Source organism: Rhodococcus sp. SG20037 (assembly GCF_031763325.1).
Lineage (GTDB): Bacteria > Actinomycetota > Actinomycetes > Mycobacteriales > Mycobacteriaceae > Rhodococcus_F > Rhodococcus_F qingshengii.
This window is the reverse complement of record NZ_CP134497.1, coordinates 5,188,183-5,200,123: the sequence shown is the minus strand read 5'-3', so window position 1 is coordinate 5,200,123 and position 11,941 is coordinate 5,188,183. Positions and strand designations below refer to the sequence as shown.

The 11,941-nt window shown below is 59.5% G+C and carries 12 protein-coding genes; 10 read left to right on the top strand and 2 right to left on the bottom strand.

The genetic code is table 11. The features are described from left to right. Window positions 1–187 precede the first annotated feature (187 nt). The 6 genes from RHP72_RS23865 to RHP72_RS23840 all read left to right on the top strand — a co-directional run bounded on the left by RHP72_RS23865 (window position 188) and on the right by RHP72_RS23840 (window position 4,837). Entirely contained in the window at window positions 188–730 is a 543-nt protein-coding gene (locus tag RHP72_RS23865) for an alternate-type signal peptide domain-containing protein (protein WP_311093909.1), read from the top strand. A 3-nt stretch (window positions 731–733) separates the two neighbouring features. Beyond that, on the top strand, window positions 734–1,288 hold the full coding sequence (locus RHP72_RS23860; RefSeq protein WP_007731434.1) for a hypothetical protein: 555 nt from the start codon (window positions 734–736) through the stop codon (window positions 1,286–1,288). After that, on the top strand, window positions 1,285–1,920 hold the full coding sequence (locus RHP72_RS23855; RefSeq protein WP_285182064.1) for a signal peptidase I: 636 nt from the start codon (window positions 1,285–1,287) through the stop codon (window positions 1,918–1,920). The genes RHP72_RS23860 and RHP72_RS23855 overlap by 4 nt, the downstream gene beginning before the upstream one ends. Beyond that, window positions 1,913–2,509, top strand: a complete 597-nt coding sequence (locus tag RHP72_RS23850; protein ID WP_285182063.1) for a SipW-dependent-type signal peptide-containing protein — start codon at window positions 1,913–1,915, stop codon at window positions 2,507–2,509. Before RHP72_RS23855 ends, RHP72_RS23850 begins: the two co-directional genes overlap by 8 nt. Before the next feature lie 7 nt (window positions 2,510–2,516). Then, on the top strand, window positions 2,517–4,178 hold the full coding sequence (locus tag RHP72_RS23845; RefSeq protein ID WP_285182062.1) for a signal peptidase I: 1,662 nt from the start codon (window positions 2,517–2,519) through the stop codon (window positions 4,176–4,178). Between the two features lie 92 nt (window positions 4,179–4,270). Further along, window positions 4,271–4,837 (top strand): alternate-type signal peptide domain-containing protein, encoded by a 567-nt coding sequence (locus RHP72_RS23840; RefSeq protein WP_050654813.1) that lies wholly within the window; start codon window positions 4,271–4,273, stop codon window positions 4,835–4,837. A 98-nt stretch (window positions 4,838–4,935) separates the two neighbouring features. Here RHP72_RS23840 and RHP72_RS23835 read toward each other — a convergent pair whose 3' ends face one another. Beyond that, a complete protein-coding gene (locus tag RHP72_RS23835) occupies window positions 4,936–5,541 on the bottom strand; it encodes a hypothetical protein (protein WP_311093908.1) in 606 nt (201 codons plus the stop codon). A 460-nt stretch (window positions 5,542–6,001) separates the two neighbouring features. Between RHP72_RS23835 and RHP72_RS23830 the strand changes: the two genes are divergently transcribed. Together RHP72_RS23830 and RHP72_RS23825 are read left to right on the top strand one after the other, a co-directional pair. Further along, entirely contained in the window at window positions 6,002–7,285 is a 1,284-nt protein-coding gene (locus RHP72_RS23830; protein ID WP_311093907.1) for a hypothetical protein, read from the top strand. Then, window positions 7,285–8,670, top strand: a complete 1,386-nt coding sequence (locus RHP72_RS23825) for a lipase family protein (RefSeq protein ID WP_397517596.1) — start codon at window positions 7,285–7,287, stop codon at window positions 8,668–8,670. Before RHP72_RS23830 ends, RHP72_RS23825 begins: the two co-directional genes overlap by 1 nt. Window positions 8,671–8,676: 6 nt before the next feature. On the opposite strand, the gene RHP72_RS23820 is transcribed toward RHP72_RS23825, so the two are convergent. Beyond that, window positions 8,677–9,900, bottom strand: a complete 1,224-nt coding sequence (locus RHP72_RS23820) for a cytochrome P450 (protein ID WP_311093905.1) — start codon at window positions 9,898–9,900, stop codon at window positions 8,677–8,679. A 185-nt stretch (window positions 9,901–10,085) separates the two neighbouring features. Here RHP72_RS23820 and RHP72_RS23815 point away from each other — a divergent pair, with 185 nt between their 5' ends. Together RHP72_RS23815 and RHP72_RS23810 are read left to right on the top strand one after the other, a co-directional pair. Further along, a complete protein-coding gene (locus RHP72_RS23815) occupies window positions 10,086–10,640 on the top strand; it encodes a TetR/AcrR family transcriptional regulator (protein WP_007731448.1) in 555 nt (184 codons plus the stop codon). Window positions 10,641–10,762: 122 nt separating this feature from the next. Beyond that, entirely contained in the window at window positions 10,763–11,911 is a 1,149-nt protein-coding gene (locus tag RHP72_RS23810; RefSeq protein ID WP_311093904.1) for a TetR/AcrR family transcriptional regulator, read from the top strand. The last annotated feature ends 30 nt before the right edge of the window (window positions 11,912–11,941 follow it).

Here is an 11,941-nt window from a genome sequence, read left to right as displayed (position 1 = left end):
CGTTCGCGAGAACGGCTCGCAATCTTTCCGCAACACGCTCTCGCTCTGCACTTACCGCTACGACCCCTCACTGACCACGGATGAACGAAACCCTCTGCCCGTACCAGGGCGCACATGACTGGATCCGACCAGCTTTCTCACCCTGCAAGCTCCCCGCCACGGGGACCAGACGAAAAGAGTGTTCTCCATGAACAAGGCAACCAAGGGCGCAGTCGCGGCCGGTGCAGCAGCACTTCTCCTCGCCGGTGGCGCGGGAACCATGGCGGCGTGGAACGCAAACGCACCGATGACCGGCGGAACGATCACCGCAGGTCATCTGACTCTCAGCGCCGATCCCTCTGCTCTGCCGAGTTGGACCGTCACCAATGGGGCAACAACGGAAACCAATGTCGACATCGCGAGCTATCGCGTTTCTCCCGGTGACAAGATCACCTACACAGGCAAGGTAAAGGTCGGTATCGACGGTAAGAATCTCAAGGCTCAAGTGATTGCCGACACGACCACGATTACCGGCTCGTTGGCTACTGCCCTGACAACCACGACCTCAACCACCCTCGCGGGGCAGCCGCTCACTCAGCTGACTGAAGCCAACGACGGCACGACAGTTGACGTTGTGGTGACCTTCGACTTCCCTAAGGGCACAGTGTTGCCTGACAACACAGCCAACAACGCCAGCCAGGACCAGACGGCAAGCTTGGCGAACTTCAACGTCAAGCTTGAACAGGTCTAAGGCTTGCGTAAGCACTACCGTTGGTGGGCAACTGCCGCCGCGCTGGTCATCGGACTGATCTTCGTATCGGTGCAACAGACCAGCGCGCGGTGGACGGCCGCTGAAACACTGTCCGGTGGCACGATCCAGTCCGGGATCCTCGACCTAACGGTGGGCAGTGCCGGGAGCGGCCAGAGCAGTTACGACTTCACTGCTCTGGGCGCCACCGGTATGTTCCCCAACGCATATGCACAGGCTCCGTTGACAGTTCACAACTCCGGTAGCGTTCCACTCAATTACCGGATCCAGAACGTCACGCAGTCTTCCGCTGATGTTCCGCTCGCGTTGGTAGTAACGCCAGTGACTACCGAAGCCGGTTGCCCTGCCCAGGGCGCAGCTGCCGGCACCGCGATCTACGACGGTCCCATGGTCGGCGCTCAGGTACCGACAGCTTCGGGATGGCGCACGGTTGCTGCTGGCAGTACCGAAATCTTGTGCCTGCGTGGCACTGTCGGTCCTGACGTCGCATCGGGTGTTTCCACGAGCGTGCATTTCTCGTTCGAAGCGGAGTCGGTATGACGCACACAGTGAAGGGTTCTGATCAGAGAACCGGCGCCTGGTGGTGGATCCGCAATATTGTCTCGTGGGCTCTGCTGCTGGGTGTTCTGGCGATTCTGTTGTCGACGGTCGTTGTTCCACGTTTGACGGGGTCGACGCCCTTCACTGTGTTGACCGGTTCGATGCAACCCACCTATCCACCCGGCACCCTCATCGTGGTGAAACCGCAGGACGCTGACCGATTGCAGGCAGGCGATGCGATCACCTATCAGATCGAGTCCGGGAAGCCCGACGTGGTTACGCACCGCATCATCATGGTGCGACTCAACTCCGCCGGTGATCTCACCTTCGTCACGCAAGGCGATGCAAATCCGATAGCAGATCAGAATCCCGTTGTACCGGAGCAGATTCGCGGCAAGGTGTGGTACAGCGTGCCGTATATCGGATACGTGTACAACGCCATCACGGGACAGATGCGCTCGGTGATGCTGACGGTTGTCGTCGGCGCATTGTCGATCTATGCCGTGTTCATGTTCGTCGGATCGGTCCGTGACCGTACCCGGCGACGTTCTGCGTCTGCAGACTCCCAACCTTCCGAACCGAGTGCGTCGGCGCCTCGAGTTGAGCAGCAAGAAAGGCACAGCCATGTCTAAGCACGAGGAGCAGCAGGCGCCCGCCTCGCTCGGTACACGTCTGGTCGGGGGCGCAACCAGCGGCCGCGCACGCGCGATCATGTCGGTGGGAATTGTTCTGGGCCTCGGTGCCGTTGGCACTCTTGCTGCGTGGACTGACAACGCTACAGCGACTTCCGGCGTATTCAGCACCGGTTCGATCGAGATGAAGCTCAACGGTGACCCGGGAGATCCGACTGCTTACGGCTTCACCGCGTTGACCAAGACGGGCATGATGCCCGGCGACAGTGTCACGGCAACTCTTCCAGTGCAGAACACTGGCGCGGCACAGTTCAAATACACCATGGCAGCAACCGCAACAGGCGAGGCCGCGCTCGCCCCCTTCATGAAGGTGACTGTTCTCGATCAGAGTTGCACCACCGTTATCGCCGGTCCGGTCGGCTTGTCGACGACTGCCGCGACTCCGATCATCACCACGGGACGCCAGTTGGCTGCGAATTCAGGTTCTGAGACTCTGTGCTTCAAGGTTGCGCTCGATACGGGAGTGCTTTCGGCACAACAGAACAAGTCGATGAATGTTTCGTTCCAGTTCGCGGCGACGACGGCCTGAGGTGACCATGTCTGATCACACAACTCCCGGCAGTTCGAGATCGGCACGTGCCGGTCGCGAACTCGCGCTGACAGTAGGGGCGGTGGCTGGACTCATCTGCGTTCTCGCCGCCGCGGCCTCGATGCTGTTCGGCATCAAGCCGCTCGTCTTCCGTTCGGGTTCGATGTCTCCCGAAATCGCCACTGGCTCAATGGCATTGGCCCACACCGTGCCCGCCACTGATCTCGCAGTGGGCGACGTCGTAAGCGTCGTTAACGGCCAGGGTACGCGGATCACACACCGCGTGTACGAACTTGACCAGCAGGCCGGCAACTCTGTCACGGTGACTCTCAAAGGCGACGCAAACGCCAAGCCTGACGCGGAGCCCTACTTCATCACAGAGGCCGACCGGATCTTCTTCAGCGTAAGCGGTTTGGGCTATGCGATTGCCTGGCTTTCCAGCCCACTAGCGATCTTCCTCGGTGGGGCACTGGTCGGCGGACTGGTGATCATTGCGTTCCGGCCGAACTCTCGCCGTAAGGATTCGGATGACGGTCCGAGCGGAGGAATCGGCAGCGTAGACACGGAAGCCGCTGCAACAATGGAGTTTCCGATGGTTTCTTCGAGCAGCGGGACAGGCGGGCACAGCTCGGCGTTCTCGCTCCGAAAGCTTACGGTTCTCGGTGTTTCAGCATTTGCACTGATCGGTGTTACGCAGGTGGGTGGCACCGCAGCGGCTTTCACGGATAACTCAACTGCAACCAGTGGTGCTTTGCAGGTCAGCTCAAATGTCCTCCCCAAGCCTGGGTCGATCAGTTGCGGCAACAGCGGATCGGCAGGATTCCGGTGGACCAAGATAACTTGGCCGCATATGGGCTCTCCATTCACATACAGGGTGCTGGTCTACAGGGACAACAGCGAGCTTCGGTATACAAAGAACGTCGATCCGGGAGTCAATGCTGCGATCGGTGCATCACAGCTGGTGGAATTAGGTGCTGGCGAACTCGGCATTCACACGAACTGGAATTACACGGCGAGAATCTACAGCGTAAACCGCGTCACCGGCGAAATCGGCACTGAGTGGGGTGGCTATAATTTGAGGCAGGCCACAACGAATGACGTCGTCTGCGGCAGCGGGAACTCAGGGAATACGGCAGCGGCTTTCGTCGAAACGGAACCGCTTGCTCGCGGAGTAGCACCGACAACCACGACGGCTGCCGAGACCACCACGACAAGTGCACCGACAGGAACGTCGACGACGGCTCCCACTACGACTGACGTGACAACCACGACCGGCGCCCCACTGACAACGGAGTCCTCGACCAGCACTACGACTCAGTCGACAACTCCGACAACAACAACTGATGCGACCACCACGACAACCACAACCACGAAGCAACCGCCGGTGGCTTTGGGTGCGGCCGAGACGTCGCTGACTGGCTACGACGCAACGTTGATGCAGGACGGTGCCAGCGTCGCGGTGGTGGTCACCGACAGTTCGGGTGCAGAAGTGTCGAGCACACCGGTGAGCGCCACTGCAACCGTGATGTGGCAGTCCGATGCAGACGAGCTGTGGATCATGGACGGCGCCAACGTCTATCGCGTCAACGCCGAAACAGGGGTCTCGGAAAAGAACCCCTCCGGCGAAGCTCCCGCAGAGATCGCTGCCTGGATCGACGGGCAGAAGTGATGAATATAGAAGAGACGGAATTCGGGAACGGGAGAGTTCGAATGAATAATCGCATCGTTCCTGCAAGTCGATGGAATACGCGACGTACCAAAATGATCGGCACATCGCTGGTCATGCTCGGAGGGGCGGCATTCCTGACTGGCTGTGCTGATACCGGCTCGTTGGGTTCGTCCGGCGGCGGTAAGCCCACCACGACCACGTCCGTTCCGGCCACAACTACGCCTGTGGTGACTACTCCGGTCGAATCCGGTTCGTTGGCGCTGAAAACCGTCACCGCACCTACCTGGACGGATCAGAACGGTCCGATCGATCTGTCGACGATGGTTGTCGTGCCGGGCGACGTTCTGACCTACCACGCCAGTTTCGCGTTGGAGATCAAGGGAACTGGAATGAAGGCAAAGCTGTCGACCAGTGATCTGGGTGTCTCCGGCGGAGCTGCGCTGGTTGCCCAGCTGAAGCCGGTCACCGAAGTCAAGCTCGACGGGGTGCCAGTGCCTGTCGGTGCCGACGGAACTGTGGTCAGTACGGCGAAGGACGGCAAGATAGTCGACGTGGCAATACGTTTCACCTTCGACAAGGATTCCGCGACAGCGTTGTCGATGGATCAGTCGTTGAACTTGGCGCGATTCGACGTGAATCTGGTGCAGATTCCCGCATGATGTCGGTGCGGACAACACGAGCGCTGTAGCTGTTCAGAAGTGAGGCCGGGTAGCAAATCTGCTATCCGGCCTCACTTTGTGAATTGTTGTAGGGGAGGTTATCCGATGAATGTGACCGGCTTGCCGAGCGATCCGACATCAAGCGATCCGGAGCTGTTAGATCCGGTCTTAACTGATCCGGTGTCGAGTGAACCGAAGCTCGCCGACCCCAAATTCAGGGAACCGAAATCGAGTGATCCGGTTCCGCCGGGCGTGACGGGTGTATCGGTGGAATCGAGTGTGAGGTCCACACTCCAGTTCGGCGTAATACTGCCGTTCTGCGAAGAATTCCCTGCCTCGACGGGCATTCCGATCACGAAGGCAACCTTGGCACTTTGGCCCGGTGCGAGGCGGACCGAGTTCAACTGGGTCCCTGGTGTGGCGGCATTGCCGGTGACGGTGAGCGGATTGCCGGTGACGCCGTTTACGTCGACACGAAGGAAGGCTTCCATGCCGTCGCTGATTTCGTAGTCTCCGACGTAGAAGTGTGCCTCACCTGCGCGGTCCGATGCGTTTCGGACGTAAAATGTGGTTGTGTTCTTCCCACCCGGGATGAGTATGTCTGTGCTCCAGACGATTTTGGAAGTATCTCCCCAGGTCGAGTGGTCTGCGGAGTACTCGATGATTCCACTCTCACCGTCCGCTGCGTGAGCGAGCGACGGCATCAGCGCTCCGCCCACCAGTGCAAGTACGAGGGCCGTGAGTATCCCAATGACTGTGCTCCATAGCGCACCAGGCTTTCGAGATGAGTAACTGATTGTTTTCATAACTCCGAATTCTAGTCGGACAAACGTCCGGGCGTGACGAGTTGTGAGAGCTAACTGTTTGTTGTGCAACAATTTTCGCAAATTTGACGAATCTAGTGGGAGGGAGCTGAAAATGAACTGTGATCGGAGCGGATGTGAGCCGCAGATTGGGAGCGCGGATAGCTGGTCGATCGCTTGACGAGTGAGTTTCGATGCCGGCCATGCGGGGTAAAGGCTTCTCATCTGCAATGGCTTCAGTCGCTGCGGAGATGTTGATTCGGCATTTGGTATTTCTTACAGATTCAGCTATCTTACTGCAAAGTAAGTGTTTGGTGTCGGCGTCGATCGGGGCTATGCCGACCTGAGTGCAGGGATCGATATGCGGATGAACCTGGGGGCAGGTGTTCGGCGACGTCGTTGGGCGCGCGACGTATTGGCAGCCGCGACGGCATGTGCGCTGGCGATGTCCGCGTTGCTCTCGGTACAGATTTCAGCGTCGGCGTCCGAGTTGGACGAGTACGTAAATTTGCCTTTGGTGAATCGGAATGCCGAACACAGTCCGGGCGGTGTCCATCCCGCGTTGCCGACTGATCTCGGCACCTTGCAAGCCCTTGTGGAAGAAGCCAGCGCCAGTGGTCGCAGTCCGGAATCCTATGCGGCCTTGCTGTTTCAGTATCGATTGGTCGCTGCCACGGAAGCCGCCGGAATCGATCTGTCATCGTGGAATCCGCGCGCCGGAGTGTCGGCCAATCGCACGAACCTGGTGAAGTCGTACCGCTTCTACGAGGATCTGCAACTCGGTCACCCGGAATTGCAGTGGGCGGGCATGGGCGGACAGGTTGGTGCGGACTTCGGCGGAGGACTGATCGACTTCGAACTGATGGCGGACGTGTACTCGTTTCCGAATCTGCAATATGTTGCCAATTCGATAGTTTCTCAGGTCACGGATCAGGTTGGCGTGCAAGCGCTGAACCAATTGCCGGCAGGGCTGCGCGCGCTCGCCGCGGTGGGCAGGAACGTCACAGCGGACGACTTGGATTATGTGCTGGGGATGATCCTGGTGATGCAGAAGAACATCTTCTCGGATCTGATGCCGATGCATCAGGCATACGTGGATGAAGGACTTCCCGCGCTGGAGGAAATGCAGAGTGCCGGATTGTTCGGTCAGGATGTCATGGACGCCTGGCGTGATCTAGCTTCCGGCGATTCGAATCGGATTGCACGTGGGAACGTAGCACTGCTCCAACGTGAGCAAGGGATGATCATCCGTGACCAGTGGGATACCGTGCGCGCCTACAAAGGTGATGTGGGAGAGGCGATCACTTACGCATCGACTGTCGCCGGTTCACCTTCGGTCGCCGGCGTCGTACCGCCTCGCTCGTTTCGGTCTCTCGAGTTCGCGACAACACTGGCGGACGGACGCACCGCGACAGTGACGCTGCCCCTCCCGGATTGGAACTGGTCGGTGTACGAGGACCGGTGGGACTACATCACCTCGCAGCTCTTGCCGAAGTACCGAGCGATGGTCGAAGAAGATTGGCCGCGGCTCGTAGCCACATTGAGTGTTCCCTACGAAATTCAATTGGAGAGTCACCGCCCGATGGTGACCCTCCCACAAACTCTCGAATCGGCCCTCTCCAGTTTGAAAGTGACGGTTCAGTGATGTCGTCGGCGACATTCCGAAGGTTGGCGCCGCTGGTAGCGCTGACCGTTGCGCTGGTCCTGCCAGCAACGGCTGGAGCTGAGGTGCCGGACAGTGATGCCCCGAAAGACGTGCAAACTCCTGTATCCGAGGAGTTTCGAACCGACACCCCAACTCTGGGAGAGGTGTTCAACGGGTTCACCGTCGGTGCTCTCAGTTCGGGGGAGTTCGCATCCGAAGAGGAGATCTTCACTGCACTCACGCCCGATGATCCGTTTTACGACGAGCCGGTGTTGACCGGCGCCGAGCGTCCCGGTGATCTCCTGAAGTCGAAGAAGGTGGATGTACTGTTCACCGGATACAAACCGGGACAGCTCGACGCCTACAAGATCATGTACGTCACAACCGGAATCGACGGTTCGACGCCGGTGGTGAGCACCGGGATCATGATGATTCCGATCGACGGAATACCGGCATCGGAGAAGAAAGTCATCAGCTACCAGGAGGCCAACGACAGCGTCGGCGGCTACTGTCATCCGAGTTCGCACTGGACGGGCGGCGATCCGCTGGACGGCGCCTCCTGGTCGGCGTTGGGTCCGCTGGCACTGATGTTCGGAAAAGGCTATGCCGTAGTGATATCCGACGTCGGGAACAACGGAGACCGTGATCCTCACGGCGTCTTCGCGGGCAAGTTCGCGGGGCACGCGCAGTTGGATGCTGTGCGCGCAGCATTTCAGCTGCAGGATTCCGAGCTGAATCCGGATGCGGAGATTGCGTTGTTCGGAATCGCTGGTGGTGGAGTTGGTTCGGCATTCGCCGCAGAATCTGCGCAGTCCTACGCGCCGGAACTCGATATCGTCTCGACAGTCCTCGAGGGCATGGTGATCAAGCCCCGAACATTCATGGAGACAACAGATTCCTCGGTCGGCGCAGGCTTCGGATTTGCGACGCTCCTTGGCCTCGAACCCTGGTACCCCGAGATGAAGTTGAACGACAAGCTCAATCCCGTGGGCCGAGCGATTGCCGACGTGTACCGGGATGAGTGCCAGATGCCGGCGTACTTCACGCTTCCGTTCGTACCGCTGGCGAGCCTTTTCGAGCCGGGGATCGATCCGATCACAGAACCCAGTTTCCAGCGCGCGTACGACGACAACGTACTGGGCCACGGTGCTCCGGCGTCGAAGGTATTGATAACTTCGTGCGCAAAGGACGACTCCCCGATGTCACTTGTACCGGCAGCTGATGCGCGAGAACTGGCGGACACGTACAGGAGTCGAGGGACGGACGTGAGCTACCAGCCCACCGACTGCAGTATGGACCGCGCATTCACGGATCCATACGGTTGGGGAACTGATCTGTTCGGAATGCAGACGATCGACTGGATAGCCCACAATTTCGACAACTGAGTGAAACTATCCGGTGACAGCGAGACACAAACTCTGATGGCGGCGCACGAACATGCTGGGGACCCAACGGGGTGGGGATTCGGAATCGATTGTGAAGTGTGAACTGTTTTCGAGAAGGACTGCGATCGCGGTCTTTGCTTCCAGACGAGCCAGCGCGGCCCCGACACAGAAATGTGCTCCTTTGCCGAAGGCGAAATGTGCTCGGGGATTGACTCTGTCGAGGTTCATCACCTGTGGTTCGACGAACGACTCGGGGTCGCGGTTCGCCGAACCCCACAGCAGTATGAGATGACTGCCGGCGGGCAGTGTCATGCCACCGAGTGTCGTGTCCGCGTTGACATGTCGGTGATGTCCGCGAAAGGGTGACTCGAGCCTGAGCGTTTCTTCCAGGAACGCACCCACGAGTAGAGGGTCCTCGCGCAGCTGCGTCTGCATCTCAGGGCGCTCGGCGAGCAACCGTGCAGAGTTGGCGATCAGTCCGGCGGTCGATTCGCCACCCGCACCGACGAGTTGCACCAACATGAGCACGGCCACGTCTTCGCTGAGTTCGCCAGTGTCACAGCAACGGACGAGATCTCCGAGTAGATCATCCACCGGGTGAGCCCGTGCCTCACGAAATTTGCTGTAGAGGTACCCGGTGAGTTCGGCCGCCGAGGTGACGACGCCTGTCAACCGTTGTGCGGTCACGATGCCGCTGAGAAGTTCGGTGCTGTCGTACGACCACGCCAGCAATTGGGGGACGTCGTGTGCCGGCAAGCCGATCAGCGTGGCAACCATCTGCAGCGGCAGCGTGTCCGCTACCGACGTGACCCATTCGATCCGTCGACCGTCGAAGCCGTTGTCCCACAACTGCTGCGTGTACTCGGTCATCGCCGGCTCAAGTGCTCGTATACGTTTGGCGACCAGTGTCGGCAAGACAAGTTTGCGCTGGTGTTGATGGTCGGGCTCGTCGGCAGTCGCGAGAACGTGAACAGCTTGGCCGCCGCCGTTCATGTCGAAGGTCACGGCCGAACCGTCCGGTGTACGAACCAGCACGCCGGTGAGGTTGTTGGAGAAGTCGTCGGTACGGGAAACGGCTTCGGTGACCAATTCCCACGTGGACACCAGATAGAAGTCGGTATCAGGAATGCGGTACACGGGGTGCTCGCGCCGGAGTACGTCGTATAGCGGGTACGGGTCGTCGATGTTCGACGGCAGGAAAGGGTTGATGTCGAGCGTCGATGGTGTCACGAAGGGAAGATTTCACGGCCGTCGAGGAGAAGTCAACAGGTGGAAAATGCCTCTGAACTGGCATTTTGAGAAAATCTCACGCACTTCAACCCCCTCGTACTTCTTCCAGGTCAGAGGCTCGCGGCCTTCCGTAGCCTTGAGATTTCTGATTGAATCTGTCTCAGAGTGAGACGAGGTGACGGAGAGTGACCGGTGCAAACGAGCGCCGCGCCGCCGACTGGTTGGCCGGCGGTAACCGCCGTGAACTCGCAACCGAGCGCATCTTCGCGGCTGCGGCAGAGCTGATTCGAGAACAGGGATTCGATCGGTTCAACGCCGACGACGTCGCTGCCCGCGCAGGCTGTTCGAGGGCAACGCTCTACCGCTACGTAGGTGGCAAGTCCGCGATCCGCGAGGGGTTGTTGTCACGAGGCGCGGCATCCGTGGCGAGCCAGGTCGCAACCGCCGTCGAATCACTGCACGGCGACGAGCGCATCGTGGAGTCGATCCTCGTCGCCGTCGACGCGATCAGATCCGACGCTGCCATGAGCCACGGCCTTGCGGCAGCGCGGGCCAACGGAATCGACGAGTATCTCGTGTCCTCGCCGTTGCTCCCGCGTACTGCACTGGAACTTGCAGGATTGGATCCTGAAGGTCAAGAGTCGCAGTGGGTGGTTCGGATCGTGTTGATGCTGTTGGCGTGGCCGCTTGCAGACAGAGCCGCCGAACGAGGGATGGTCGAGTCGTTCATCTACTCCTGAGCGGGATTCCGTGTTCGTGAACGGTGCATCGGATCGTCGCTGCTGTAGACGGTTCGGTTCATTGCTTCATTCCTCGGCTCGGTACTCTGAGCTTGTCCGCTGCCGCGAAGGAGAGAGTCACGATGGTCGTACGCAGGCCCCGCGACCGTAAGCAGCAGATTCTTGCGGCTGCAGGTGAGCTTTTCCGTGAGCACGGTTATCACAACGTGTCTGTCGCTCAGGTGGCTGCTGCAGTTGGAATCACGGCACCTGCGCTCTATCGGCACTTCAAGAACAAGCCGGATCTCCTCTACGCCGCGGTCAACGCAGGCATCGAATCGCTCTACGATCGGGTCGCAGGTGCCGAGGATCTGAAAACACTGATCACCGAACTTGCGGCATCGGTGTCCAAACGTCGGGGTCTGTCGCTCCTGTGGCAGCGAGAGGCACGCTATCTGCCTGACGAGCAACGTGAGGAAATGCGTTCGACCCTCAAGAGTGCAGCTTCGCGCGATGCAGCGCTGATCCGAATTGAGCGTCCCGACCTCGACGAAGAAGACAGCTATCTGCTCGCCTGGGCTGTCATCGCAGTCTTCAACAGTGTGTCTTCGCATCGAGTGTCCTTGCCGAGGCGTCAGATGGAACTGCTGCTTGTCGAGTTGGCAGACCGCGCTGCATACGCGGAACTGGGTCGCTCAGAAGTGAAAGTCGTGGCGGCAACGGGTCACCTGCCCGTTGTGATACCCAGACGTGAACTCTTGTTGACCGAAGCAATTCGGCTGTTCGACGAGCGTGGATATCAAGCAGTCAATACCGAGGACATCGGTGAGGCTGCAGGAACGACAGGCCCGAATGTGTACAACCACTTCGATGCCAAGATCGACCTGCTGATCTCCGCGGTCTCGAGGGGCGGCGAGCGTCGCCGGCTCGGCGTTGCGCAGGCTCTCGGCACCGCAACCGGCCCGGAGGACGCGCTATCCGGATTGCTCGCCGCACATATCGATTTCGCGATCAACGAGCGTCATTTGATCGGGTTGTTGATCAGCGAACTCGACCAATTACCGGACAAGTTCCGCCGCACGTGTGAACAGAATCAACGTGAGTACGTCGCGCTATGGGTCAAGATGCTCGAAGAAGTCCGTCCGGGCCTCGAGTCCGCCACCGCCAGGATCACCGTCAATGCCACTTTGACAGTTGTGGAGAACGCCGTCCGAATCGGCCGGCTTCGCCGTCGCGACGACCTGTCGGACAGACTCTTCGAGATCGGCTGCGCCCTGCTGCTGGGCGCATGAAAAATTCGGGTAAGCGCCACGGGCGGCGGA